This is a genomic window from Pseudoxanthomonas composti, from assembly GCF_004122095.1.
In the GTDB taxonomy this organism is placed as follows: domain Bacteria; phylum Pseudomonadota; class Gammaproteobacteria; order Xanthomonadales; family Xanthomonadaceae; genus Pseudoxanthomonas_A; species Pseudoxanthomonas_A composti.
Map to the genome: position 1 here is coordinate 113440 of NZ_SAWZ01000006.1, position 26740 is coordinate 140179.

Below are 26740 nucleotides of genomic sequence, written 5' to 3' on the forward strand. Positions count from 1 at the left end.
GTGGCGCCAGGGTGCGGCGGCCGTCTTGTACCAGCTTGCGCTCGCGTGAGGGGCGAGGGGGCTCAGCGCACCTGCCGCTGGTAGCGCGCCGGGGTGGTGCCATATCGGCGCGCGAAGGCACGGGTCAGGTGTGCCTGGTCGGTCAGCCCGGTGGCCGCGGCCACTTCTGCCGGTCGCATGCCGCGCGCCAGCAACTGCTTGGCCTTGGCCAACCGCAGGGCCATCAGCATCTGGTGGGGTGTGAGGTGGTATTGCGCCTTGAACTTGCGCAGGAAATGGAACGGGCTCAGCCCGGCCACGGCCGCCAGGTCGGCCAGCACGAGCGGCTCGTGCAGCAAGTCGTGCATGCAGGCGATCACCGGTTCAAGGCGCGCGGCGGCCCCGTCGCGCAGCTCGCCCGGGGCCGTACGCGCCAGCGGACGCAGGCCTGCGATGAACTCCAGCAACAGCCCATCGGCCTGCAGGGCATCGACGCATCGCCAGAGCTGGACGTGCAGCCGCACAAGGTGCTGGGCCAGGGCGGGATGGCCCGAGGCCACCACGTCTGCGAACCACCAGTGCGGCTCACCGCTGAGCGCGCCGACCAGGGCCGGATCCAGATACAGCATGCGGTAGCGCCAGCCGCCGGTGGTTTCCGAGCGCCCGGTGTGCGGCACGTCCGGATGCATCGTCACGATGGACTGCGGCGTGGCCAGGTGATCGGCGCCACGGTAGCGGAAGCGTTCGACACCGGCTTCGATGATGCCCAGCCCATAGGCCTGGTGGGTGTGCGGCTCGAAGGCATGCTGCACGATGTGCGCGCGATACAGTTCCGCGCCCGAATGGCCTGCCACGCCGCGAAACTCGGCGTGGTCGGCGGAGGTCAGCGACGGATCCGGCATCTCTGGCATGCCCCCAGTCTAAGAGCGGCGCGCGCCGCTTTGGCAGTGACCGAACCGGCGCGCCGCAATCCAACGGCCGCCCCGATGGACAAGCTTTGCGTGGTCCACCCTCCGTAGGGTGGATGACGCTCTTCCATCCACCATCGCCGCGGTGGTGACGACATGGGCATGGCGACGGATCGGCACGCCGCAGGGTGGGACTCGGTGGACAAGCTTCGCGTTGTCCACCCTACGTGCGGTGGCGCTTTTCCATCCACCGCCACCGTGACACGGACAACCCGGGCGTGGCAGCACCCCGGGGACTGCCCGGGGTGCTGTGGCGGGCATCGTCAGCGCTGGCCTACCACTTGAAACCCACGTTCGCGTACATGTACGCGCCGTTGAACCCGAACGGCGAGTTGGTCGCATACGGCAGGTAGGTGCGCGTGCCCTGGCCGGCCAGCGACTGGTCCGGATACTCGTTGGTCACGTTGTCGCCACCGACGGTGAAGCTCCACCGGCCCAGGTTGTAGGTGGCGGCCAGGTCCAGCGTCCACTTCGCATCGAAGGTCTGCTCCACCGGCACGGTGGTCGGCGAGTTGTAGACCACGAACTCGCCCCACCGGGTGGTGGTGGCACTGAACTGCCAATCGCCCGGGCTCCACAGCGCGCTGAGGTAGAACTTGTCGTTGGGCGCGCCTTCCTTGATGCGGCTCAGCTCGGCCTGGCCGATGCGCACGGCGGCCGGGTCGATCGCGGCCAGCGCGGCCGGGTTGCCGGCGACCTTGTCGATGTCGGTCTCGTTGTAGTTGTAGCCGGCGCTCAGGTCCAGGTTGCTGCCGGCCAGTGCCCAGCGGTAGGTGCCCACCAGGTCCACGCCGCGCGTGGTGGTGTCCACCGCGTTGGTGAAGTAGCGGCCGCCTCCGATGCCCGGGAAGCCGTTGGCCTGCAGGTAGTTGCGCACCGGCGTGGAGGTCAGGTTTTCCGACAGCACCACGCGGTCCTTGATCTCGATCTGGTACGCATCGAGCGTGACATACAGCCCATCCACCGGCTGCAGCACCAGGCCCAGGCCGTAGTTGGTCGATTCCTCGGCCTTCAACGGCTCGGCGCCCAGGGCGATGGCCGCCGGATTGTCGGTGCGGAAGGTGCCGATCTCATACGGCACGCCGCCGATGAAGTTGGTGGCCACCGACTGGAAGAACTGCTGCGGCAGCGACGGCGCACGGAAGCCGGTGGAGGCGGTGGCACGCAGCGCCACCTTGTCGGTGAAGGCATAGCGCAGCGACAGCTTGCCGTTGCTGGTGTCGCCGAAGTCGCTGTACTTCTCGTAGCGCCCGGCCACGCCGGCAGAGAACTTGTCGGTGAGATCGGCCTCAAGGTTCACGTAGAACGCGTGGCTGTTGCGGTCGAACTTGCCCGAGTCGGACGGCTTGAAGCCGGCGAACACCTGCGCGCCCGGCAGCAGCGAGCCATTGGCAGAGGGCACTCCGCCATTGAGATAGGACGCCGGCTCACCCGGGGATTGCTCGTAGTCCTCGCCGCGCCACTCCGCCCCGAAGGCCAGGGTGACCGGGTACGCCAGGCCCCAGTCCAGCTGCTTGTTGAAGTCGGCGTTGAGCACGTACTGGCTCAGCTCCAGCGCACCGGCGTAGAACTCGGTCGGCGAGGCCAGCCCCATGGAGTTGTTGAGCGAATTGCGCACGTCGAAGCTGAGCTTGTTGCTGCCGTAGTTGGCGCTCAGGTCGATGTTGAGGCCGCCCTCGGTGGAAGTCTTCAGCCCGCCCACCCAGCTGCGGTCCTCGCTCTCGTTGTAGATCTGCGGCAGGAAGCCGTCCGGATAGATTTCCGGGCGGTTGCGGTTGTCGCCGGACCAGCGGAAGTAGCCGTTGGACAGCACCTTGCGCTTGCTCGCCATGCCGTAGGAGTAGAACGTCAGGTAGTCGGTGGGGCTGAGTTCGCCGTTGTAGGAAAACGCGCCCTGTTCCACCTCCGGATCGCCATAGCGCTGTTCCACCACGCCCTGGTAGGGCTTGGCGCGGTCGGTCTGGTTCTGGTGGCCGGCCTGGGCGGCGAAATGCACCTGGCCCGCTTCGCCCAGGGCCACGCCGGCATCGCCGGAGACCTGGTACTGCTCGCCGTCGCCGGCGCTGTACTGGCCGCCGCGCACGCTCAGGCTGCCGCCCTGGCCACTGCCCTTGAGCACGATGTTGATCACGCCGGCGATGGCATCGGAACCGTACTGCGCCGCGGCGCCATCTCGCAGCACTTCCACCCGTTCGATGGCGGCGATGGGAATGGTGTTGAGGTCGGCCGGGGCCGAGCCGCGGCCCTGGCTGCCGTTGAGGTTGACCAGCGCACTGGTGTGGTAGCGCTTGCCGTTGACCAGCACGAGCGTCTGGTCCGGCGACAGCCCGCGCAGCTGTGCCGGACGCACCGCATCGGTGCCATCGGTGATCGCAGGGCGGGGGAAGTTGAGCGAAGGCACGGCGCGCGCCAGCGCGGTGGCAAGCTCAGTGGTGCCGGTAGACGACAGCGCTTCGGGGGAGATGATGTCGATCGGCGATTGCGATTCGGCCACGGTGCGGTCGGCCACGCGCGTCCCGGTGACGATCACGTTGTCCAGCGTGCGTGGTGTATCGGATTGGGCAAGAGTGGCGAAGGAACTGCAAGAAAGCGCAATGGCGACCGAGATCGCCAGGGGGGTCATGCGTCGTGTCATGCGGTACGGCTCCAGATGGGTGATGTGCCCGCCGCATCACGCCATGAACGACTCAGGTGGCACTCCATGGCCAATGCTGCGTGCACGCCTCACCAATGACACAGCGCGCGTGCAAAGGTCAAATTTTCGTTATGCGTCGTTGCGCATGAAACCAGCCGTCCACCTGCGCTGGTGCCGGGTTCAAAACGAAAAAGCCCCGGAAATCCGGGGCCTCTCGTCGATTCCTGGTGTTACCAGGTGTAGCGGATGCGTCCGTACACGTAGGCGCCATTGAAGCCGAACGGCGAGTAATTGCTGTAGGGCAGCATGCCGAAAGTGGAGTTGGTCAGGTTCTCGGTCCGGTCCGGGTACTCGTCCAGCAGGTTGTCCGCGCCCAGTGACAGGGTCCAGTTCTCGCTGGGCTTGAAGCTGGCCGAGGCATCGACGATCCACTTGGCATCGTAGGTCTGGTCGCGCGAGGCGCTGGCGGCGTTGCGCACGGTGAAGTCGCCGTAGCGCGTGGCGGCCAGGTTGAAGTCCCAGTGCTGCAGCTTCCAGGTCGCGCTCAGGATGGCCTTGTCCTTGGGGAAACTGTCCTCCAGGCGACCGATCTCATCGCGCCCCAGGATGGTCTGGGTCGAGCCGATGGCAGCCAGGGCGGCAGGCTGGGATACCGCATCGGTGATCTCGGTCTTGGCGTAGCCATAGCTGGCGGTAAGGTCCAGCGAGCTGGCCGCGAACGGCAGCGTGTAGGTCGCCACCAGATCCACGCCGCGGGTGCGGGTGTCGGCCGAGTTGGCGAAGTAGCGCACGCTGGTGACGTTGGTGTAGCCCAGCTGCTGCAGGGTCGACAGCACGGCCGCGTCGTTGAGGTTGGACGAGAGCAGGATGCGGTCGTCGATCTTGATCTGGTACGCATCCAGGGTGACGTACAGGCGATCCACCGGCTGCAGCACCAGGCCCAGGCTGTAGGACAGCGAGGTCTCGGCCTCCAGCGGCGTGGCCCCCAGCGCCTGGGCGACACCGCTGCCGACCGGGAAGGTGCCCGACTCGAAGAACGCGCCATTGATGAAGGCGCTGGTCACCGCCTGGTAGCTCTGCTGGGCCAGCGAAGGCGCGCGGAACCCGTTGGCCACCGTGGCGCGCACGGCGACCGCGTCGGTGAAGGCATAGCGCGCCGACAGCTTGCCCGAGGCCTTGTCGCCGAAGTCCGAATAGTCCTCGTAACGGCCGGTGATGCCGGCGGAAAACTTGTCGGTGAAGTCCGCTTCGATGCCGGCATAGACCGCGTAGTTGTGGCGATCGGCGTGCACCGCATTGGCCGGGGTGAAGCCGGCGAACCCCTGCGCGCCGCCCGTGGTGCCGGTGTAGGCGCTGGGCTCGCCCGGCGACTGGTTCCACTTCTCCTCACGGTACTCGGCACCGAAGGACAGCGTGGCCGGGTAGGCCAGGCCCCAGTCCAGCGATTGGGTGAAGTCCGCATTGACGATGTTCTGGGTGTACTCCAGCGCGCCGTCGTAGAAGTTGGACGGGCTGTCCAGCCCCAGGCTGTAGTTGATGCTGTTGCGGGTGTGGAAGTCGATGCGGTTGTAGCCGTAGTTGTAGCTCACATCCCAGGCAAAGCCACCCTCGGTGGAGCCGCGCAGGCCGGCCACCAGCGAACGGTCCTTCGAATACTGGTTGATCTCCGGCACGTAGCCATCCGGATAGACCTGCGCCAGCAGCGCGGCCTGGCCGTTGTGCGCGCGCGAGCGGTAGAAGGCGAAGGAGGTGATGTCGCGGTTGCTGGCGATCGCCGTGGCATAGCCGCTGAGGGCATCGTTGAACTGGAAGCTGCCGTTGGCCGACACCGCCGTGGCGTCCACCTCCGGGTCGCCGACCACGAAGGTGGTCTGGCCGATGGACGGGAAGTTGCCGGTGTTCGGCGCGGTGCCCTGGTAGGGGCCAGCACGATTGGTTTCGTCCTGCTGGCTGATCTGGCCGGCCACGCTAAGCTGGCCGCGGCCATCGGCGAACTGCAGGCTGGTGTCGCCGGACATCTGGGTCTTGGCGCCATCGCCGGCCGAGTACTGGCCGTAATCCACCGCCAGGCTGCCGCCCAGGGCGCCGCCGCGGCCGCTGCCCTTGAGCACGATGTTGATCACGCCGGCGATGGCGTCCGAGCCGTACTGCGCCGAGGCGCCGTCGCGCAGCACCTCCACGCGCTCGATCGAGGCGATCGGAATGGCGTTGATGTCCACCGCGGAGGAGCCACGGCCGATGCTGCCGTTGACGTTGACCTGGGCCGAGGTGTGTCGGCGCTTGCCGTTCACCAGCACCAGCACCTGGTCCGGCGACAGGCCTCGCAGCTGCGCCGGGCGCACGCCGCTGGTGCCGTCGGTCAGCGCCGGGCGCGGGAAGTTCAGCGAGGGCAGGGCGCGCGAGAGCGCGGTGGCCAGCTCGGAGGTGCCGGTGGCCTGCAGGGCCTCCGGGGTGATGATGTCGATCGGCGACTGCGACTCGGCCACGGTGCGGTCCGAGACGTGGGTGCCGGTGACGATCACCGTGTCCAGGGTGTTGGCCTGGGGGGCGGCCGAGGGAGTGTCCTGGGCCGAGGCGGCGCTGCTGGACAGGGCAAGAACGATCGCAAGGGCGAGCGCGGACTGCTGGCGGATCATGACGTCTGGACTCCAAGGACCTGCGCCACGCCCGGCGCAGGCCATCAATGCAGGGGAATGCTTGAGCGGGCGTTCGCTAAGTATTCGTTAAAGCACGCGGCAAGTCATGACTTTGCGTCATGACGTTTGGCTGTTTCGGCCGGCGCAATCGCCATGAGCCGACCGGCGCAATGGCGTGTTCCAGCCATGCGCGCGCGGACTGGCCCTTGGCGGTTCCCGGCATGGTCCGGGGCCGGGTTGCTAAACTGCGCGACTTGTCCTGCCGCTGCCGCGGCCCCCCACCGGAACGCCTTCGTGATCTCCCTGCGCAATTTCGCCCTCCGTCGCGGCGAACGCCTGCTGTTGTCCAACGTCGACCTGACCATGCACGCGGGGTACCGCGTGGGCGTGGTTGGCCGCAATGGAACCGGCAAGTCCAGCCTGTTCGCCGCGGTCAAGGGCGAGCTGGAAGCGGACAAGGGCGATGTCGAGCTGCCCGGCAAGGTGCGCACGGCCAGCGTGGCGCAGGAAACTCCGGCCCTGCCGGATGCGGCGCTGGACTTCGTGCTGGGCGGGGACACCGAGGTGGCCGCCGTGCTCAAGGCCGAGGCCGACGCCATCGCCGCCGAGGACTGGGAAGCGGTGGCCGCCGTGCACATCCGCATGGAGGAAGTGGGCGGCTACGACGCCCAGGCGCGCGCCGGCAAGCTGCTGCATGGGCTGGGATTCCCGGCCGATACCCATCAGCGCGCGGTCAAGGACTTCTCCGGCGGCTGGCGCGTGCGCCTGAACCTGGCGCGCGCGCTGATGATGCCCAGCGACCTGCTGCTGCTGGACGAACCCACCAACCACCTGGATCTGGACGCGGTGTTCTGGCTGGAGCAGTGGCTGCTGAAGTACCCGGGCACGCTGCTGCTGATCAGCCACGACCGCGAGTTCCTGGACAACGTGGCCACCCACACCCTGCACCTGCACGGCGGCGGCGCCAAGCTGTACGTGGGCGGCTACACCGATTTCGAGCGCCAGCGCACCGAACACCTGCGCCAGCAGCAGATCCAGCACGAGAAGGCCGAGGCCGAGCGCGCGCACCTGCAGAGCTTCATCGACCGCTTCAAGGCCCAGGCCAGCAAGGCCAGCCAGGCGCAGAGCCGCATCAAGCGCCTGGCCAAGATGGCCGGTACCGAGGCGGTGCGCGCCGAGCGCGAGTTCCGCATCGAGTTCGCCGCACCGGCGCGCCTGCCGTACTCGCTGATCCGCCTCAACCACGTCGAGGCCGGCTACGGCGAGGACGCGGTGATCCTGCACGAGGTCGGCTTCGGCCTGGAGGCGGGCGACCGCATCGGCCTGCTGGGGCCCAACGGCGCGGGCAAGTCCACCCTGGTCAAGACCCTGGTCGGCGAGCTGGCGCCGGTGCGCGGCGAGCGCAGCGCGCACCCGGACCTGTGCATCGGCTACTTCGCCCAGCACACCGTCGAATCGCTGCACGAGGGCCAGTCGCCCATCGACCACTTCCGCGAGATTTCCCCGGATGCCTCCACGCAGTCCTTCCGCGATTTCCTGGGCAAGTGGAACTTCCCGGGCGACCGCGCCTTCGAGGTGGTCGATGGCTTTTCCGGCGGCGAGCGCGCGCGCCTGGCGCTGGCGCTGATCGCCTGGCAGCAGCCCAATGTGCTGCTGCTGGACGAGCCGACCAACCACCTTGACCTGGAGATGCGCGAGGCGCTGGCCGAGGCGCTGAGCATCTTCGAGGGCGCCATCGTCATGGTCAGCCATGACCGCCACCTGATCGGCCTGGTCTGCGACACCTTCTGGCGCGTGGCCGACGGCGTGGTCGAGCCCTTCGCCGGCGACCTGGACGAATACGCCGCCTGGCTGCGCACGCGCCCCAACGCGCAGGGCACCAAGCAGAAGATGGCCCAGGCCGCGCCCACCCCGCCGCCGCCGACCAAGCCGCTGGCCCCGCCCACGCCCAGCAAGCCTGCTGCGGCCAGGAAGCCGGCCAACCCGCACAAGCTGGCGGCCGCGGAAAAGCGCGTGGAGGAGCTGACCGCGGCGCTGGCCGAGCTGGACCGCCAGCTCGCCGATCCCAAGCACTACAGCGACAAGGCGCGCATGGCCAGCATCACCCGCGACCGCCAGGCCACCGCCGAGCAGCTGGCCAATGCCGAGCAGACCTGGATGGAGCTGCTGGAAAGCGCCTGAGGCGCGCGGCCTGCGCCCGGACGGCGGCGCGCTGAAATGCGTGGCCTAATGGCTAGCGGGGTCGAACCTGTTCGCAGGAGCGGCTATTCACAGGAGCAGCTTTTGTGGGAGCGGCTTCAGCCGCGAAGGGGCTTGCCCGACCAGGTCTGATCAATCGGGAAAGCCCATTCGCGGCTGAAGCCGCTCCCACACTTACTGCCACAACTGTCTTCACAGCTTGCTCCACAGGCTGCGCTTACAGCCGCGCGACTGAAGCCGCACTTGGGCGATGGTCTGAAAAAGCTGCTTGTCCGATCGCACCTTGAGCGCCCTGGTCACTCACCAGCGCACCGCGCCACCAGCCACAGCCGAAACGCACGCATCGCCTGAGTCTCGGCCCGCGAACGCAGCCGCGTCAGCCAGTAACGGCCGACATCGACCTGTGCGGCGAATGGGCGCAACAGGCGTCCGCTGGCCAGGTCGCGCTCGAACATCGCCAAGGGCAGCAGTGCCACCCCGACACCCGCCGCAGTCGCATCGGCCAAAGCCAGCGAGGAATCGAACACATGCCCGCGCGCCTCCAGCGGGGGAATCCCGGCCGCCGCCGACCAGCGGCGCCATTCGTCCTGCCGGAACGAGCGCAGCAGCACCGCGCCCATCAGGTCGCGCGGATGCTGCAGGCGCGCGGCCAGGGCTGGCGCGCAGGCGGGCGAAAGCGGGGCGGCGGCCAGCTCGGTGGCTTCCAGCCCGGCCCATTGGCCATCGCCGAAGCGGATGGCCAGCTCCAGGCCGTCGCCGGCCTGCTCGATGCGATTGTTGTGGGTCTGCACGCGCAGATCGATGCCCGGGTGTGCCAGCGCGAAGTCCTGCAGCCGCGGCAGCAGGAAGCCGGTGGCAAATGTGCCCACCACGCCCACGGTCAGCGCCTCGCGGAAGCGCCCGCCTTCCACGCGGTCCAGCGCCGCGCTGATGCGGTCGAAGGCCGCGCTCAGCTCCGGCGCCAGGGCCGCGCCTTCCTCGGTCAGGGCCACGCCGCGCGGCAGGCGTTGGAGCAGCGTCAGGCCCAGGCGCTCTTCCAGCTGGCGGATCTGGTGACTCAGCGCGGCCTGGCTGACGTGCAGCTCCAGGGCGGCGCGGGTCAGGTTCTGGTGGCGCGCGGCGGCCTCGAAGGCACGCAGGGCATTGAGCGGGAGCTGGGTCCGGAGCATGCCGAACCATAAGTTCTTCTCATGCCTCGGATCAAATCTTCGCGGTGGTGGCGGCCGTGGAGCCCTGGGAGGATGTGGGGCACCAATCATTCGATAAGGAAAGCGCATGCCGGCAAGCCGGATGGGAATGTGGATGACGATGCTGGTGGCCACCGCCATCTCCGCCGGCACGAGGGTCCCGGCTTGCGCGGCCCAGCCCCTGCTGCAGCTGGAGGCCTACACGGTCGATCCCGAATGGCTGACCCCGGTGCCGCCGGTGCGGATCAGCGACCATGTCTGGCAGATCGGTACGCGCAGCCTGACCGCGCTGCTGGTCAAGACCGACGATGGCGCGGTGCTGATCGATGGCGGCATGCAGCAGAGCGCGCGCCTGCTGCTGGACAACATGGCGCGCCTGGGCGTGCGTCCGCAGGACCTGCGCCTGATCCTGCACAGCCATGCCCATGCCGATCACGCCGGGCCCCTGGCCGAGCTGCGCCGCCTCACCGGCGCGCGCCTGGTCAGCAACGCCGAGTCGGCGGTGCTGCTGCAGCGGGGCGGCAGCGATGACCTGCACTTCGGCGACAGCATCCTGTTCCCTCCAGTGGCCGTGGATCGTCTGGTGCAGGACGGTGAAACGGTGCAACTGGGCGGCATCGATTTCACCGTGCATTTCACCCCGGGGCACACCCCGGGCAGCATGAGCTGGACCTGGACCGACACGCACCAGGGCCAGGCCCTGCGCATGGCTTACGTGGACAGCCTCAGCGCGCCCGGCTATCGGCTTCAGCACAACCCGCGCGTGCCCAAGCTGCTGTCGGCCTACCGCGCCAGCTTCGCCACGGTGCGCGCCTTGCCCTGCGACCTGTTGCTGACCCCGCACGCGGACAACAGCGGCTGGGACTATGCCGATGCCGCCCATCCGCAGCCGCGTCCCACCTCGTGCGTGGCCTACGCCGATGCCGCCGAGCGCGCGCTGCAGGCACAGCTGCGTGCCGAACAGGCCAAGCCTTGAATCACCATCGGTCGGCCAAGCCGATCGATCCGGATCGCCAACAATCTTGAGGAGACGCGATGAAACGACGTGACTTCATGCGACTGGCCGGGCTGACGCTGGCCGCGCTCGGCAGCGGCGGCAGCTGGGCGGCACTGCCGGCAACGCATGGCCGGCTGGACCAGGCAGGCCTGCGCAAGGCCCTGAGGCGGATCGAAGCGCAGAGCCAGGGGCGGCTGGGCGTGAGCGTGCTGGACACCGCCAGCGGACAACGCGCCGGCTGGCGTCAGACCGAGCGCTTCCCGATGTGCAGCACGGTCAAGTTCCCGCTGGCCACGGCGGTGCTGGCGCGCATCGACGCCGGCACCCTCAGGGCCGAACAGCGCATCGTCATCGCGCGAAAGGACCTGCTGCCGTATTCGCCCTACAGCGAACAACACATCGGCGGGCAGGGCGTGGACGTGCTGACGCTGTGCGAGGCGGCGATGACGCAGAGCGATAACGCCGCGGCCAACCTACTGTTCGCGCTGGTCGGCGGCCCGGCCGGCCTGAGCGCCTATCTGCGCGGCATCGGCGACGCCCAGACGCGCTCGGACCGCATCGAGCCGATGCTCAACACCTGCATCCCCGGCGATGCGCGCGACACCAGCACGCCCGAGGCCATGACCGACACGCTCCAGCGCGTGGCCCTGGGCGACACGCTCAGCGCCGCCAGCCGTGCGCGGATGCAGGCCTGGCTGCGCGGCTGCAAGACCAACGCCGCGCGCCTGCGGGCTGGGCTGCCCCCGGGCTGGACCGTCGGCAGCAAGACCGGCAGCAGCAGCGGAACGCCCGATGGCCGCAACGGCACCAGCAACGATGTCGGCATCCTCTGGCCGCGCGATGCCGCGCCGCTGGTGGTCAGCTGTTTCCTCACCGGCAGCCCGCAGGATGCGGCCGCACGCGATGCGGTCATCGCCAACGTCGGTGCTGCGGTGGCCGAGGCCGTCGGCAGCGCCTGAGCGCGACGCCGCGCAGGCCAGGGCAGCGCGGCGGGCTAGTCCGCCACCTGCGGCGCCGGCGCCGTCTCCAGCACCAGGTGCGAGGAGATCGCCGCCGCCACCGCCTGGACCTGCGCGATCACCGCCTCGTCCATCGGCACCGGCTTGGGGTCCAGCGCGCACAGCGAGCCGAACAGCCGTCCATCGCCGAGCATCAGCGGCACCGAGATATGGCTCTCGAAGCCGTAGATCTTCGGTGTGTGATGTCGGGCATAAAGCGGATGCGCGCTGGCCTGGCCGAAGGCGGTGGTCTGCCCGGGCCGCAGCTCGCGGCAGATCGTGGTCTCCAGGATCAGGTCCTGGCCCGGCTGCAGGCCGAAATCCAGCAGGTCGTTCACCGCGCAGGTGGTCCAGCGGTGTTCGGCCACGCGCGCCACGGCGGCAAAGCGCATGCCGGTGACGCTGCAGACCTTCGCCAGCAGGTCCTGCAGCTGCGGCACGCGTGCGACGGCGCGAACCTCGTCGTTGCGCACGTCGGCCTGCGCGTGCGCGGCCAGGGCCCGTTCGATCTCGGCAGGCGCTGGCGCTTGCGCGGTGCCGCGCTGTTGCAGGCGCGCCAGCAGGGCGGCGCGTGACACATCGGCCACCAGCTTCTGCACCGCCGCGGCGGCAAGCCGCAGCCGTGCCGCCGGCCCGACCAGGTGCAGGTGGGTGCCGATCAGGCGCAGCTGGGTGATTCCCTGCGCCGCCACGAACCGCTTGGACTGGCTCAGCAGCGCCTGTTGCCAGGCCGCATCCGGCACCCGGTCCAGCAAGGCGACCAGCACCGTTTCCAGCTCAGGGCCAAGCGCGGCGCCAGGCATGTCGAAACCAGACACATAGGGGGAGTTGGACATCTGGCGCTCGTGGGGTGGGCGTCGCAGGGACAGCGCAGCAGGCGCCCATTGTCACACTTTCGTCGCCGCCGCGACGCTGCGGATGGCGCCGTTCGGGCGTTTGTGCGCCAGGGGCCCAGGCCCGTTCGGAACGATCCGGAACGGGCCTAGCTCTGCCTCAGGCGGGGCTGTTCTCGCTGGCACGGCGGGGCGCCGGGCGCGCGGCCACGGACTTCCTGCGCCCGGCAGGGCGCGCGCCGGCCTGCCCCACCGCTTCGAGGAAATCCTTGCCCCAGCGGTCCACGTCGTAGTACTCCACGATCTCCACCAGCTGACGCATGCGGCCGGCGATCTCCGCATCGGGCATGGTCAGCGCCTGGTGCAGTCCGTTGGACAGATCGTTGGTGTCGTGCGGATTGGTCAGCACCGCGCCCTTGAGCTCGGCGGCGGCACCTGCGAACTCGCTCAGCACCAGCACCCCGTCGCCGCCCTCGATGCCCTGGGTGGCCACGAACTCCTTGCCGACCAGGTTCAGGCCATCGCGCAGCGGGGTGATCCACATCACCTGCGCCGCCGCGTAGTGCGCCACCACCTCATCGAAGGGAAAGGCCTGGGCGAAGAACCGCACCGGCGTCCAGTCCATGCGCGCGAAGCGGCCGTTGATGCGCCCCACGGCCTGTTCGATCTGGTTCTGCAGCTGGCGGTAGACCGTCATTTCCTTGGCCGCCGGCACGCAGATCATCAGCAGGGTGACCTTGCCGTGGTGCTCGGCATGCGTTTCCAGCAGGCGTTCGAAGGCCTCCAGCTTGGCCAGGGTGCCCTTGGTGTAGTCCAGGCGTTCGACCGACAGCACCAGCTTGCGCGCGCCGATCTCGCGGCGCAGCTTGAAGATGTTGTTGCGCACGTCGGCCTTGCCCAGCGTGGCCTTGATGCGGCGCATGTCCGTGCCCACCGGGTGCGCGCCCAGGGCGACCTCACGGTGGCCCACGCGCAGGCGCGTGGTCATGGTGTCCAGCCCCACCGCGCAGCCATAGGTGAGGAAGCGGGGCGCGCAGCTCTCGGTGCGCACGCGCTCCACCGGCGCCACCCCGCGCACCACGTCCACGAAATTTTCCACCTGGCGTGGAATGTGGAAGCCCACGTAGTCGCAGGACAGCAGGCTGCCGATGATCTCCCGGCGCCAGGGCACCACGTTGAACACATCGGCCGAGGGGAAGTAGGTGTGGTGGAAGAAGGCGATCTTCAGGTCCGGGCGCATCTCGCGCAGGTAGGCCGGCACCATCCACAGGTTGTAGTCGTGCACCCACACCGTGGCCCCGTCGGCGGCTTCGGCAGCGGTGGCCTCGGCGAACTTGCGGTTGACCTTCAGGAACACCTGCCAGTCGTCCTCGCGGAACTTGGCCCGTTCCCAGAACACGTGCAGCATCGGCCAGAACGCTTCCTTGCTGAAGCGCTTGTAGAAGATGTCGACCTCGGTCTTGGTCAGCGGCACGCGCGCGGCGGTGAGCGTCGGGTACTTCTCTGCATCGACTGGCGTGTGGGTCTCGAACGGCCCGCGCTTGGGGTCGTCGATGCTCCAAGCCACCCACGAGCCCTTCTGCCCGCCCTCGAAGAAACCCAGCAGCGAAGGAATGATGCCGTTGGGCGACTTGGGCTGGCGCCGCACCACCTTGCCGCCCTCGAAGAACTCCTCGTAGGGCAGGCGGTGGTAGACCATCAGCAGTTCGGCCCCGCCCTTGCGCGGGGCGGGCGTGGCCGGCAGGCCGCTGTCGCCCAGCAGGTCGAAATGGTCGATGGCCTCAAGGATGCCGCCGCAGCCTGGCGCCTTGGCGTGGTAGACCTGCGCCAGCGAGCCGGTGGCCTCGATCAGCGCGGGCTCCGAATCGCCCACGCACACGCCGCGGAAGCCGGCCGCGTACATGGACAGATCATTGAGGGTGTCGCCAGCGACCAGGATGCGCTCGCGCGGCAGTTTCAGGTGCTTGGCCAGCGCCGCCAGCGTGCGGCCCTTGTCCGTGTCCGGCGGCAGCACGTCCAGGTAGCGCTCGCCCGAATACAGCACGGCGCAGCCCAGGTCCTGGGCGGTCTTCTCGATCTGCGAGCGGATCGGTGCCAGCGTCTGCGGGTCGCAATAGTAGGAGCAGCGTCGGGCCTGGGGCACGTCCTGGCGCACCAGCTGCGGGAACTCACGCAACGCCTGTGCCACCACGTAGTCGCCCGGCCAGCGGGCATCGATCCTGGATTGCAGCGGGTGCAGCGACTGCAGCGTGCGCCCATCGACCACGGTGGCGCCCACGTCGCAGACCACATAGTCCGGGCGCGGCACCGAGGGGTCGTTGAGCAGCGGCATCACCGCTTCCAGGCCGCGGCCGGTGATGAAGATCAGCTGGATCTCCGGGTGCTGGTCGATCAGGCGATAGAGCTTGAAGCGGTCTTCCGGCGAGCCCGCCAGGAAGGTGCCATCCAGATCGGTGGCGAGGATGAGCTTGGCCTCGTTGGAGGCGGAGGATGAGGGAGCGTTGTGTGGTTTCTGCGGGGTCAATGGGGTTCCTTGTGGTGAGTGGAAGGGGAGTGCGCCGGGGCAGGTTCGGTCTCCGGGATCAGCTCCAGCGCGGACGGGGTGGTGCGCAGCATCGGCCGGAACGGCGTGGCGAAGATGCGGTGGCGCGGGAAGCGCAGGCGTGCGCCCAGGTAGCAGGTCAGCGCCAGCAGCATGACCGCGAAGTAGACCGGCAGCGCCTGCGCGCCGAAGCGCTGCATCGCCCCGCCGGCCAGCGCCGGGCCGATGGCCGAGCCCACCCCGTTGACCAGCAGCAGGCTGGAGCAGCCCGAGAGCAGATGCTCGCGCGGCAGGTAATCCAGCATGTGCGCCACGGCGAAGGGATACAGCGAAAAGCTCAGCCCGCCGAACAGGAAGAACAGGCCGAACAGCAGCCGGTGGTCGGCCTGCACCGCCGGCAACAACATGGCCAAGGCCACCAGCGCGGCGACCAGGGCAGTGGCCGCCAGCGCCGCGCGGCGATCGCGGCCGTTGCTGATGCGCCCGATCGGCACCTGCAGCAGGGCGCCGCCAGCGATGGCCGAAAGCATGAACAAGGCCACGCCTTGCGTGTCCAGCCCGATGCGCCCGGCGTAGACCGGCGAGAGGCCCCAGAACCCGCCCATGGCCAGCCCGGATAGCGCCGCGCCGACCGTGGCGGCCGGGGCCAGCGCGTAGAGCCGGCGCAGGCTGAAGCGGGTCAGCGGCGGCACCTCCGGCTGCAGCAGCGGGGTGGCAGAGACCGGCATCACCGAGGCGCAGATCAGGATCGCGGTCAGCGAGAACAAGGTGGCCATGGCCATGCCGCCCCAGCCCAGCAGCACCTGGCCCAAGGCCAGCGCCGACAGGTTCACCATCATGTAGACCGAGAACACCTTCGCCCGGGTCTGCGCGTTGGGTTCGGCGTTGAGCCAGCTCTCGATGGTGGTGTACAGGCCCACCAGCGCCGCGCCGGTGATCAGGCGCAGCAGGCCCCAGGCCCAGGCGTTGACCCAGACCGGATGCAGCAGCACCGCGATGGCGGCCAGTGCGGCGAAAAAGGCGAAGGCGCGGATATGGCCGATGCGGCCGATCATCGGCGGCCCGATGAAGGTGCCGAAGAAGAACCCGGCGAAGTAGCCGGACATCACCAGTCCAAGGGTGCGGTCGTCGAAGCCGGCTTGCGCGCCGCGGACCGCCAGCAAGGTACCCAGAAGCCCGCTGCCCGTCAGGAGCAACGCCACGCCGAACAGCAGGGTGGTCAGCCTCAGCACGCCGACCACCTCGAACGGGAGGGGGACTCGGTCATAACTCGATTCTAACGAAAACCCGGGGTCTGGTCCAGGCGGCACAAGATGGATTGCGAGCGTAACGGCGGCAAATGTCGTCAAACGCCGTCAATTTCATGCCAATTCCCACGCCGATACGGTGCGTTGCACCATCGTGGCCTGCGCGCACGGGAGGGCGGGTGAAGACCCATCGTGGCGATGGCGGGCGTCGCCGGGCTTGAAAGCCGCGGCTTAGGCCCGATACTGCCGCCCTCCCGCGTCATCCTTGCTGCTCGCCATGCCGATCTATGCCTTCCAGTGCGACCAGTGCGGTCACACCTTCGACCGCCTCCAGAAACTGTCCGATCCCGACCCGCAGACCTGCCCGTCCTGCGGCGCGGCGGCGATCCGCCGGCAGGTCACCGCGCCCTCGTTCCGCCTGGCCGGCGGCGGCTGGTACGAAACGGACTTCAAGAAGGACGGCGACAAGAAGCGCAACCTGACCGAAGGCAGCAGCGGGGCGCCGAAGGCTCCCTCGGGCGACGCTGGTGGCGCCGCCAAGACCGACAGCAAGCCGGCGACGGCGGCGCCCTCGGGCGCTGCGACCAAGGCCGATTGATCGGCGCCGGCCCGGGCGGGGCTGTCCCCGCCCGCGGCCCGGCGCCTGCCGCGGCCGTCAGCGGCTGGAGAAGGTGGCTCGGCAGCCACCACTGACCCACAGCTGGCCGCGCCGGTAACCCCAGTTGCTGCCCTCGCGGCAGGGGGTCTTAGACAGTTGCCTGACCAGCACTGGGCGGCCCCAGCGCGGCTCCCAGGCGCAGACCTGCTGGCGGTTGTCGTTGCTGGAACAGGTCACCGCCTGCGCCGGGCCGTCGCCGGGACGGCCAGGACCGCCCGGTCCCCAGCCATCGTCGGGGCGGCCCGGGCCCCAGCCGCCACCGCGGCCCTGGCGGAACTCGCCGCGGCAGCCGCCGTCGACCCAGATCGCGCCACGGCGCTGGCCCCAGGTGCGGCCTTCCTCGCAGCGCGTGCCCGACAGCTGCCGGCTCAGCTCGGCGCGGCCGCGGAAGTCGGCCGGGCATTCGCGATAGCGGCGGTCGGTGCTCTCGCAGCGAATCACCGCGCCGCCACCGCCACCCCCTCCGCCCCAGCCGCCGCTGGCTTCGGCGAAGCGGCCGCGGCAGCCGCGGTCCACCCAGACCGCACCGTTGCGACTGCCCCAGGTGCGGCCCTCGATGCAGGGGCTCTTGGACAGGGACTGCACCAGCTCGGCCCGGCGGAATCCGGCCGGGCATTCCCGATAGCGCGCGTCCTTGCTTTCGCAGGTCACGGTCGGGCCCTGGGCCCGCGCCGGCGGCGCCAGCCACACGGCCCAGCACGCCAGCACACACACGCACAGCAGTCGCAACATGGCACCCCTCCACCGGTTGGTTGGTGCGCGGACTATATCCACGCCGGGCCTGAAAGCCCGGTGAGCCAAGGGCGGGATTTGCCGCCGCCGCCCGGGCACCCCAAAATGACCGGCTTTCCGGCTCGCTCGGCGCCGGTGTCTTTCCGGAGTTCCAAGTTCATGCGTACCCACTTCTGCGGCCTGGTCGATGAGACCCTGATCGGCCAAACCGTCACCCTGGCCGGCTGGACCGACGTGGCCCGCAACCAGGGCGGCGTGTGCTTCATCGACCTGCGCGACCACGAGGGCATCGTGCAGGTCACCGTCGAGCTGGACAACGCCGAGGTGTTCAAGACCGCCGCCTCGCTGGGCTATGAGGACGTGCTGCAGGTCCAGGGCGTGGTGCGCGCGCGCCATGCCGTCAACGACAAGCTCAAGACCGGCAAGGTCGAGGTGATCGCCAACGCCATCACCGTGCTCAACAAGGCCGCGCCGCTGCCGTTCCATGCCCATGAGAACCCGGGCGAGGAAACCCGCCTGAAGTACCGCTACCTGGATCTGCGCCGCCCGGAGATGCAGCGCATGCAGCGCACCCGCATCAAGCTGGTGCAGGCCCTGCGCCGCCATCTGGATGCGCGCGGCTTTCAGGACATCGAGACCCCCATCCTGACCAAGGCCACCCCGGAAGGCGCGCGCGACTTCCTGGTGCCGGCGCGCATGCATCCGGGCGAGTTCTATGCCCTGCCGCAGAGCCCGCAGCTGTTCAAGCAGATCCTGATGGTGGCCGGCTTCGACCGCTATTACCAGATCGCGCGCTGCTTCCGCGACGAGGCCCTGCGCGCCGACCGCCAGCTGGAGTTCACCCAGCTGGACATGGAGTTCGCCTTCGTGCGCGAGCGCGACGTGCAGGATTTCGTCGAGGAGATGATCCGCGCGATCTTCAAGGAAGTGGTCGATGTCGACCTGGCCGCGCAGTTCCCGCGCATGACCTGGGCCGAGGCGATGCGTCGCTACGGCTCGGACAAGCCGGACCTGCGCATCGACCTGGAGCTGGTGGACGTGGCCGAGCTGGTCAAGGACAGCGAGTTTTCCGTGTTCACCGGCCCGGCCAACGATGCCGATGGCCGCGTGGCCGCCTTGCGCATCCCCGGCGGGGCCACGCTGTCGCGCAAGCAGATCGACGAGTACGCCGCGCACGCGGCCAAGTACGGCAGCAAGGGCCTGGCCTACATCAAGATCGCCGAAACCGGCGAGGTCACCTCGCCGATCGCCAAGTTCTTTGCGCAGGACGCGTTCGCCGCGCTGATCGCGCACGTCGGCGCCGGCAACGGCGACCTGGTGTTCTTCGGTGCCGGGGCCTACAACAAGGTCAGCGACTTCATGGGTGCGGTGCGGCTGAAGGCCGGCAAGGACTTCGGCCTGGTCAAGGAGGGCTGGGCGCCGCTGTGGGTCACCGACTTCCCGATGTTTGAATGGGACGATGAGGAGCAGCGCTACGTCGCCCTGCATCACCCCTTCACCGCGCCGGCCGTGGATTCGATCGACGACCTGCGCGCGCACGCCAAGACCGCGGTCTCGCGCGGCTATGACATGGTGCTCAACGGCAACGAGATCGGCGGTGGTTCGATCCGTATCCATCGCCCGGAAATGCAGAGCGCGGTGTTCGAACTGCTGGGCATTGGCGCAGAGGAAGCGCGCGCCAAGTTCGGCTTCCTGCTGGACGCGCTCAACTACGGCGCGCCGCCGCACGGCGGCATTGCCTTCGGTATCGACCGCATTGCCGCGCTGATGGCCGGCACCGAGTCCATTCGCGATGTCATTCCCTTCCCCAAGACCACCGGCGCGCAGTGTCTGATGACCGACGCGCCCTCGCCGATCCCGGATGCGCAGCTGGCCGAAGTGCATATCCAGGTGCGCGAGAAGAGGAACGAGGGATGAGGAACGAGGAACGAGTGGAAATGCATCCGCCAAATCCAGCCATGGCGCAGTTCTTCACTCGTTCCTCGTTCCTCTCCACTCGTTCCTAGCACCCAACAACAGGACAACCAAGAAATGACCGACGTTCCGTTTTCGCTCGAGTGGGAAAGCCTGGGCAACGAAGGCGCCGAGCCTGGCCTGGTGACCCAGCGCGCCCGCGTGTTCGGCGGCTGGCTGGTGCGCGTGGGCAATAGCCCGGCGACCATGGCGCTGACCTTCGTGGTCGATGGCGAGGGCCGCTGGGATGGCGAAGACTTCGGCGTCGAGGATTACGAAGACGACGAGGACTACGAAGAAGAGGAAGAAGAGGACGAGGACGAAGAAGCCCACGAGCCGCACGGCAAGGAGTGAGCGCCTTGACGCCGGTTCTGACCATCCGCCGCGCTACGGTCGAGGATGCGGCCACGCTGTCGGCGCTGGCCTGTCGCACCTTTACCGAGACCTTCGGGCATCTGTATCCGCCGGAGGATCTGGCCGAGTTCCTCGAAGATGCCTACGCGGTGGACAAGCAGCGGGTGATCCTGTCGCATCCGGATTACGCGGTGTTCCTGGCCGAAGAGGACGGCGTGGCCATCGGTCATTCCGCCGCCGGCCCCTGCGGCCTGCCGCATGACGATCTCGCCCCTGGCGATGGCGAGCTGAAGCGGCTGTATTTGCTGGCCACGCATCAGAACGGCGGACGCGGCTCGCGCCTGTTCGACGCCACCATGGCCTGGCTCTTGCGCGATGGCCCGCGCACCCTGTGGATCGGCGTGTGGTCGGAGAACTTCGGCGCCCAGCGCTTTTATGCGCGCCACGGCTTCACCCAGGTCGGCACCTACGAGTTCCCGGTCGGCAAGACCCGCGACCTGGAATTCATCCTGCGCCGGCCCGCCGGATGATCCCCGCGACGGCGCCTGCTGCCTGATGGACGCAGCGCCGGCGCCCTGCGACCGCGTGCTGCTTCTCCACGGCATCTGGAATGCGCGCGCCTGGCTGCTGCCGCTGGCGTGGAAACTGCGGGCTGAAGGGTTTCAGGTGTCGGTGTTCGGCTATGCCAGCATCCTCGGCGGCCCCGAGGCGGCGGTCGAAGCGCTTTCGCAGCGCCTGGCGGACGGGCCGCCCACCCATCTGGTCGGGCACAGCCTGGGCGGATTGGTGGCGCTGGAAGCCCTGCGTCGGCACCCAGGCCTGCCGGTACCGCGCCTGGTCTGCCTGGGCTCGCCGCTGTGCGGCAGCGCGACCGCGCGCGGGCTGCGTCGCTGGCGCGCGGCCGGGCTGGTGCTCGGGCGCAGCGGCAGCCTGCTGCACCGGGGCTGCGAGCCGTGGCAGGGCGCGACCGAGGTCGGCATGGTCGCCGGCAGCATTCCGCACGGCATCGGCCGCCTGATCGGCGGGCTGGGGCGCGATTCGGACGGCACCGTGGCCCTGGCCGAGACCCGCCTGGATGGGCTGGCCGACCACTGCCTGGTGCCGGCCAGCCACACCGGCCTGGTGTTCTCGGCCCCGGCCGCCCGCCAGGCGGCCTGCTTCCTGCGACAGGGGCGCTTTGAGCCCCTTCGGTCCCAATGACCGCCAGCGCCCGGCAATCGGGGTAAAATTGCCGCTTCGCCACATGCACCAGCTGGAAGTCCGCAATGGGGAGAGGCCCGTCGATCGAAGCCCGCAAGAACGCCACCGACGCCAAGCGCGGCAAGGTGTTCACCAAGATCATCCGCGAGATCAGCGTGGCGGCGCGCAGCGGGGGCGGCGACCCGGCCAATAATCCGGCGCTGCGCACGGCCATGGACAAGGGCCTGTCGGCCAACATGACCAAGGACGTCATGGAGCGCGCGATCAAGAAGGCCACCGGCGAGCTGGAGGGCGTGGAGTACGAGAACGTCCGCTACGAGGGCTACGCGCCCGGCGGCGTGGCGGTGATCGTGGACTGCCTGACCGACAACCGCGTGCGCACCGTGGCCGACGTGCGCCATGCCTTCAGCAAGTGCGGCGGCAACATGGGCACCGAGGGCTCGGTGGCCTTCATGTTCAAGAAGCTCGGCGTGCTCAGCTTTGCCGGCGGCGCCGACGAGGACGCGCTGACCGAGGCGGCCATCGAGGCGGGTGCGGACGATGTGGTGGTGTATCCGGAGGACGGCGCCATCGATGTGATCACCGCCCCGGAGGCCTTCGAAGCGGTCAAGCAGGCGCTCACCGCCGCCGGCTTCGAGCCTGGCTATGCCGAGATTACCTTCCGCGCCGACAACGATATCGCCGTGGACGCCGAGACCGCTCCGCAGGTCACCAAGCTGCTGGGCATGCTGGAAGACCTGGACGATGTGCAGAACGTGTACTCCAACGCGGATCTGGGCCAGGACGCTTACGCGTAACAGCCTGACGTGACCAGGATCCTTGGCATCGACCCGGGCTCGCAACGCACCGGGGTCGGCATCGTCGACGTCGATGCCAGCGGGCGCACCACCCATGTGTTCCATGCGCCGCTGCGGCTGCTGGGCGAGGGCGACTTCGCCGCGCGCCTGCGTCGCCTGCTGATCGGGCTGGGCGAGGTGATCGAGCAGTGGCAGCCGCAGGAGGTGGCGATCGAGCGCGTCTTCATGTCCCGCAACGCCGATTCGGCCTTGAAGCTGGGACAGGCGCGCGGCGCCGCCCTGGCCGGGGTGGTCCTGCGCGACCTGCCGGTCAGCGAGTACGCCGCCAGCGAGATCAAGCTGGCCGTGGTCGGGCGGGGCGGGGCGGACAAGGCCCAGGTCCAGCACATGGTCGGGGCGATGTTGGGCCTGAGTATCAAGTTGCAGGCCGATGCGGCCGATGCCCTGGCCGTGGCCATCACCCATGCGCATGTCCGTGCCACCGCCAACCGCCTGGGCGTGGACGTGCGCCAGGCTTGGGGAAGGAAATGATGAACAGCGTGGAAGGCCGGGACCGGGGACCGGGGACCGGGGACCGGGGAAAAGCAGATGCCCGCGCGCGGAAACCCGGTGCAGAAGGCGCCGCTTTCCCGGGTCCCTGGTCCCCGGTCCCCGGTCCCGGCTCTACCGGAGCCCTCGCGTGATCGGCCGCCTGCGAGGTGTCCTGGTCGCCAAGGCACCGCCGTGGCTGATGATCGAGGTCAACGGCGGGGTCGGCTACGAGCTGGAAGCGCCGATGAGCACGATCTACGACCTGCCCGAGCTGGGCCGCGAGGTCACCTTGTTCACCCACTACGCGCAGAAGGAGGACAGCGTTTCGCTGTACGGCTTCCTGCGCGAGAGCGAGCGGCGGCTGTTCCGCGACGTGCAGAAGGTCACCGGCATCGGCGCCAAGATCGCCCTGGCGATCCTGTCGGGGGTCAGCGTGGACGAGTTCGCCCGCCTGGTGCAGGCCGGCGATGTCACCGCGCTGACCCGCATCCCCGGCATCGGCAAGAAGACCGCCGAGCGCATGGTCCTGGAGCTGCGCGACAAGGCCGCCGACCTGGGCGGCGCAGGCGCGACCCTGACCACGATTCCGGACGATCCGCAGTCCGAGGCGGTCATCGCCCTGCAACAGCTGGGCTACAAGCCGGCCGAGGCCTTGCGCATGGCACAGAAGGCCGCGGCCGCCGGCGACGATGCCGCCATGATCATCCGCAAGGCGCTGCAGTCGGCCCTGCGCTGAGCTGCGTGAATTTTCGGTTCTTTTCCGTCACCCCGTCCGCAGTAGGCTAGCGCTCCCCATGGCAGATTCCTCCACCCAGGCCTCCAGCGCCACTGCGGCCGCGCACCACGGGCAAGGCAACAAAGGCCTGCCCGGGCTGGTCGTCGGCGCCATTGGCGTGGTCTTCGGCGACATCGGCACCAGCCCGCTGTACACGTTGAAGGAAGCCTTCTCGCCGCACTTCGGCCTGGTCGGCAACCACGACACCATCCTGGGCATCCTCTCGCTGGTGTTCTGGGCGCTGGTGGTGGTCGTGACCTTGAAGTACGTCACCATCATCATGCGGGCGGACAACGACGGCGAGGGCGGCATCATGGCCCTGATGACCCTGGCCCAGCGCACCCTGCCCAAGGGCGGGCAGTCGGCCTACGTGGTGGGCATCCTCGGCATCTTCGGCGCCTCGCTGTTCTTCGGCGATGGCGTGATCACCCCGGCCATCTCCGTGCTGGGCGCGGTGGAGGGCCTGGAGGTGGCTGCACCGGCGCTGCACAGCTGGATCGTGCCGATCACCGTGGCCATCCTGGTGCTGGTGTTCGCCGCACAGCGCTTCGGCACCGAGAAGATCGGCAAGGCCTTTGGCCCGATCTGCATCCTGTGGTTCCTCTCGCTGGGCGCCATCGGCGTCTGGAACATCCTGCGCGACCCGGAGGTGCTCAAGGCCTTCAACCCGGTGTGGGGCTTCAACTTCTTCGTGACCCATGGCTGGCACTCGGTGCTGATCCTGGGCGCGGTGGTGCTGGCCGTGACCGGCGGCGAGGCGCTGTATGCGGACATGGGCCATTTCGGCGCCCGGCCGATCCGCTATGGCTGGTACATCATGGTGCTGCCGTGCCTGATGCTGAATTACCTGGGGCAGGGCGCGCTAGTGCTGGAGAACCCGGCCGCGGTGCGCAACCCCTTCTATGAAGCCGTGCCGGAGTGGGCGCTGTACCCGATGATCATCCTGGCCACCATGGCCGCGGTGATCGCCTCGCAGGCGGTGATCACCGGTGCCTACTCGGTGGCCCGCCAGGCCATGCAGCTGGGCTATATCCCGCGCATGACGGTCAAGCACACCTCGCACGACACCATCGGCCAGATCTATGTGCCGGGGGTGAACTGGATGCTGATGCTGGCCGTGCTGGCGGTGGTGCTGGCCTTCGGCAGCTCGACACGGTTGGCCACGGCCTATGGCATCTCGGTGTCGGCGACGATGCTGATCGACACCCTGCTGCTGGCGCTGGTGGCGCGTGCGCTGTGGCCCAAGTGGCGCACCTGGGTACTGCCGCTGTGCGTGCTGTTCTTCATCGTCGACCTGGGCTTCGTGATTGCCAATGGCGCCAAGTTCTTCGATGGCGCCTGGTTCCCGCTGGCCCTGGGTGTGGTGGTGTTCACCCTGCTGCGCACCTGGCGCCGCGGCCGCGAGTTGCTGGGCACGGAGATCCGCAAGGACGGCATCGGCCTGGACAGCTTCCTGCCCGGGCTGATGCTGGCCCCGCCGGTGCGCGTGCCCGGCACGGCGGTGTTCCTGACCGCCCAGACCGGCATGGTGCCGCACGCGCTGCTGCACAACCTCAAGCACAACAAGGTGCTGCACGAGCGCAACGTGTTCCTGACCGTGGACACGCTGCCGCTGCCGTACGCGCCTGCCGACAAACGCCTGAAGATCGAGGAGATCGGCGACGAGTTCTACCGCGTCATCGTCAAGTTCGGCTTCATGGAAACCCCCGACGTGCCGCTGGCGTTGATGCGTTCCTGCGACAAGGGCGGGCCGTACTTCGACCCGATGGACACCACCTTCTTCGCCAGCCGCGAGACCATCGTGGCCAGCGCCCACCGCGGCATGCCGATCTGGCGCGACAAGCTCTTCGCTGCCATGCACCGCAACGCCGCCCCGGCGACCGGCTTCTTCCGCATCCCCGGTAACCGGCTGGTGGAGCTGGGGGCGCAGGTGGAGATCTGAGGGCGAGGAGTGAGTGGAGAGGAGTGAGGAGTGAGGGGAAGCATGCCTTCGCTCTTGCTCACTCCTCACTCCTCTCCACTCACTCCTCGCCTTACCATAGCCGCATGACCCAGGACCGCCTCATCGCCGCTGCCGCCACCCGTGAGGACGACGCGGTGGATGCCAGCATCCGCCCGCAGCGACTGGCCGACTATCTCGGCCAGCAGCCGGTGCGTGAGCAGATGGAGATCTACATCCAGGCGGCCAAGGGCCGCGGCGAGTCGCTGGACCACGTGCTGATCTTCGGGCCGCCCGGCCTGGGCAAGACCACGCTGAGCCATGTCATCGCCAACGAGCTGGGGGTCAATCTGCGGGTGACTTCGGGCCCAGTGATCGAAAAGGCCGGGGACCTGGCCGCGCTGCTGACCAACCTGCAGCCGCACGATGTGTTGTTCATCGACGAGATCCATCGCCTCTCGCCGGTCGTGGAAGAAGTGCTGTATCCGGCGATGGAGGACTTCCAGATCGACATCATGATCGGCGAGGGCCCGGCGGCCCGCTCGATCAAGCTCGACCTGCCGCCGTTCACCCTGATCGGCGCCACCACCCGCGCCGGCCTGCTGACCGCGCCGCTGCGCGACCGCTTCGGCATCGTCCAGCGGCTGGAGTTCTACTCGCCGGAGGAGTTGACCCGCATCGTGCAGCGCTCGGCCAAGATCCTGGCCATGGAATGCGAGCCGGCCGGCGCGGCGGAGATCGCCAGGCGCTCGCGCGGCACGCCGCGCATCGCCAACCGCCTGCTGCGCCGGGTGCGCGACTTCGCCCAGGTCAAGGCCGGTGGCCGCATCGACCGCGAGGTGGCCGATGCGGCCATGCGCATGCTCAAGGTCGATCCGGAGGGCTTCGACGAGCTGGACCGGCGCATGCTGCGGGTCATCGTCGACAGCTTCGACGGCGGCCCGGTGGGCGTGGAATCGCTGGCCGCCGCGCTCAGCGAGGAGCGTGGCACCCTGGAGGACGTGATCGAGCCCTACCTGATCCAGCAAGGCTTCCTGATCCGCACCGCACGCGGCCGCATGGCCACCCAGCGCGCCTACCGTCACCTGGGCCTGAAGCCGCGCGCTGGCAGTCCAGACCTGTTCGAGGATGTCGAAGATGCCGGTTGATGCCATGTTCAGTTGGCCGACACGCGTCTATTGGGAAGATACCGATGCTGGCGGGGTGGTCTACCACGCGCAGTACGTGGCGTTCCTGGAGCGCGCGCGTAGCGAGTGGGTCCGTGCATTGGGGTATAGCCAGGAAACGCTGCGGCTGGAGCAGGACCTGGTGTTCGCCGTGCGCGCCATGCAGCTGGACTTCCTGCGCCCGGCGCGCCTGGACGACCTGCTGCAGGTGTCGGTGCAGGTGCGCCAGTGCCGGCGGGCCAGCGTGATCTTCGACCAGGCCGTCACCCGGGGCGAGGAGACACTGCTCAAGGCGCAGGTGCGGGTGGCCTCGCTGAGCGCCGCGTTCCGCCCGGTGGCCTTGTCCGACGCGCTGTACGACACCTTCAAATCGCTCGAAATCCCCTCCACACCCTGACACGAAGCACCGAGGTA

The 26740-nt window shown here is 68.7% G+C and carries 22 protein-coding genes; 14 read left to right on the plus strand and 8 right to left on the minus strand.

The genetic code is table 11. From position 1 onward, the window contains the following. Positions 1–62: 62 nt before the first annotated feature. The 3 genes from EPA99_RS12495 to EPA99_RS12505 all read right to left on the minus strand — a co-directional run bounded on the left by EPA99_RS12495 (position 63) and on the right by EPA99_RS12505 (position 6218). On the minus strand, positions 63–890 hold the full coding sequence (locus EPA99_RS12495) for an AraC family transcriptional regulator (protein ID WP_129471565.1): 828 nt from the start codon (positions 888–890) through the stop codon (positions 63–65). Positions 891–1221: 331 nt separating this feature from the next. Further along, positions 1222–3582 (minus strand): TonB-dependent receptor plug domain-containing protein, encoded by a 2361-nt coding sequence (locus tag EPA99_RS12500; protein ID WP_129471566.1) that lies wholly within the window; start codon positions 3580–3582, stop codon positions 1222–1224. 230 nt (positions 3583–3812) lie between these two features. Beyond that, complete coding sequence (locus EPA99_RS12505) at positions 3813–6218, minus strand: TonB-dependent receptor plug domain-containing protein (protein ID WP_129471567.1); 2406 nt, start codon at positions 6216–6218, stop codon at positions 3813–3815. Positions 6219–6512: 294 nt separating this feature from the next. Here EPA99_RS12505 and EPA99_RS12510 point away from each other — a divergent pair, with 294 nt between their 5' ends. After that, complete coding sequence (locus EPA99_RS12510) at positions 6513–8399, plus strand: ABC-F family ATP-binding cassette domain-containing protein (protein WP_129471568.1); 1887 nt, start codon at positions 6513–6515, stop codon at positions 8397–8399. Between the two features lie 314 nt (positions 8400–8713). Here EPA99_RS12510 and EPA99_RS12515 read toward each other — a convergent pair whose 3' ends face one another. Next, entirely contained in the window at positions 8714–9586 is an 873-nt protein-coding gene (locus tag EPA99_RS12515) for a LysR family transcriptional regulator (protein ID WP_129471569.1), read from the minus strand. A 127-nt stretch (positions 9587–9713) separates the two neighbouring features. Here EPA99_RS12515 and bla (EPA99_RS12520) point away from each other — a divergent pair, with 127 nt between their 5' ends. Next, a complete protein-coding gene (bla, locus tag EPA99_RS12520) occupies positions 9714–10580 on the plus strand; it encodes a subclass B3 metallo-beta-lactamase (protein ID WP_129471703.1) in 867 nt (288 codons plus the stop codon). Positions 10581–10639: 59 nt separating this feature from the next. Next, positions 10640–11560, plus strand: coding sequence for a class A beta-lactamase (bla, locus tag EPA99_RS12525; RefSeq protein ID WP_129471570.1), 921 nt, complete (start codon positions 10640–10642; stop codon positions 11558–11560). Positions 11561–11595: 35 nt separating this feature from the next. Here the strand turns inward: bla (EPA99_RS12525) and EPA99_RS12530 are convergent, their stop codons facing one another. From EPA99_RS12530 to EPA99_RS12540, 3 genes are all read right to left on the minus strand, one after another. After that, entirely contained in the window at positions 11596–12435 is an 840-nt protein-coding gene (locus EPA99_RS12530; protein ID WP_129471571.1) for a GAF domain-containing protein, read from the minus strand. A gap of 157 nt (positions 12436–12592) precedes the next feature. Further along, positions 12593–14956: a glucosylglycerol-phosphate synthase gene (ggpS, locus tag EPA99_RS12535; RefSeq protein ID WP_129471572.1), complete on the minus strand. Its 2364-nt coding sequence runs from the start codon at positions 14954–14956 to the stop codon at positions 12593–12595. Beyond that, the gene (locus EPA99_RS12540) at positions 14953–16206 is read right to left on the minus strand and encodes an MFS transporter (protein ID WP_129471573.1); all 1254 of its coding nucleotides are present in this window, start codon (positions 16204–16206) and stop codon (positions 14953–14955) included. The genes ggpS and EPA99_RS12540 overlap by 4 nt, the downstream gene beginning before the upstream one ends. A gap of 292 nt (positions 16207–16498) precedes the next feature. Here EPA99_RS12540 and EPA99_RS12545 point away from each other — a divergent pair, with 292 nt between their 5' ends. Then, on the plus strand, positions 16499–16819 hold the full coding sequence (locus EPA99_RS12545; RefSeq protein WP_129471574.1) for an FmdB family zinc ribbon protein: 321 nt from the start codon (positions 16499–16501) through the stop codon (positions 16817–16819). Between the two features lie 57 nt (positions 16820–16876). Here the strand turns inward: EPA99_RS12545 and EPA99_RS12550 are convergent, their stop codons facing one another. Next, positions 16877–17611, minus strand: coding sequence for a DUF3011 domain-containing protein (locus tag EPA99_RS12550; RefSeq protein WP_129471575.1), 735 nt, complete (start codon positions 17609–17611; stop codon positions 16877–16879). Between the two features lie 159 nt (positions 17612–17770). Between EPA99_RS12550 and aspS the strand changes: the two genes are divergently transcribed. The 10 genes from aspS to ybgC all read left to right on the plus strand — a co-directional run bounded on the left by aspS (position 17771) and on the right by ybgC (position 26723). Continuing rightward, on the plus strand, positions 17771–19528 hold the full coding sequence (gene aspS / locus EPA99_RS12555) for an aspartate--tRNA ligase (protein ID WP_129471576.1): 1758 nt from the start codon (positions 17771–17773) through the stop codon (positions 19526–19528). A 114-nt stretch (positions 19529–19642) separates the two neighbouring features. Beyond that, complete coding sequence (locus tag EPA99_RS12560) at positions 19643–19918, plus strand: DNA primase (protein WP_129471577.1); 276 nt, start codon at positions 19643–19645, stop codon at positions 19916–19918. Between the two features lie 5 nt (positions 19919–19923). Beyond that, complete coding sequence (locus EPA99_RS12565) at positions 19924–20448, plus strand: GNAT family N-acetyltransferase (protein WP_241688380.1); 525 nt, start codon at positions 19924–19926, stop codon at positions 20446–20448. A gap of 25 nt (positions 20449–20473) precedes the next feature. Beyond that, the gene (locus tag EPA99_RS12570; RefSeq protein ID WP_129471578.1) at positions 20474–21118 is read left to right on the plus strand and encodes an esterase/lipase family protein; all 645 of its coding nucleotides are present in this window, start codon (positions 20474–20476) and stop codon (positions 21116–21118) included. A gap of 65 nt (positions 21119–21183) precedes the next feature. Next, on the plus strand, positions 21184–21915 hold the full coding sequence (locus EPA99_RS12575; RefSeq protein WP_129471579.1) for a YebC/PmpR family DNA-binding transcriptional regulator: 732 nt from the start codon (positions 21184–21186) through the stop codon (positions 21913–21915). Between the two features lie 9 nt (positions 21916–21924). Then, positions 21925–22446 (plus strand): crossover junction endodeoxyribonuclease RuvC, encoded by a 522-nt coding sequence (gene ruvC, locus EPA99_RS12580; RefSeq protein WP_129471580.1) that lies wholly within the window; start codon positions 21925–21927, stop codon positions 22444–22446. A 148-nt stretch (positions 22447–22594) separates the two neighbouring features. Beyond that, complete coding sequence (gene ruvA / locus EPA99_RS12585; protein WP_129471581.1) at positions 22595–23182, plus strand: Holliday junction branch migration protein RuvA; 588 nt, start codon at positions 22595–22597, stop codon at positions 23180–23182. Positions 23183–23240: 58 nt separating this feature from the next. Further along, positions 23241–25163 carry a potassium transporter Kup gene (locus EPA99_RS12590; protein ID WP_129471582.1) on the plus strand — a complete coding sequence of 641 codons (1923 nt, stop codon included), beginning with the start codon at positions 23241–23243 and terminating at the stop codon, positions 25161–25163. A 104-nt stretch (positions 25164–25267) separates the two neighbouring features. Next, positions 25268–26308, plus strand: coding sequence for a Holliday junction branch migration DNA helicase RuvB (gene ruvB, locus EPA99_RS12595; protein ID WP_129471583.1), 1041 nt, complete (start codon positions 25268–25270; stop codon positions 26306–26308). After that, the gene (gene ybgC, locus EPA99_RS12600) at positions 26289–26723 is read left to right on the plus strand and encodes a tol-pal system-associated acyl-CoA thioesterase (RefSeq protein WP_129471584.1); all 435 of its coding nucleotides are present in this window, start codon (positions 26289–26291) and stop codon (positions 26721–26723) included. Before ruvB ends, ybgC begins: the two co-directional genes overlap by 20 nt. Positions 26724–26740: the final 17 nt, after the last annotated feature.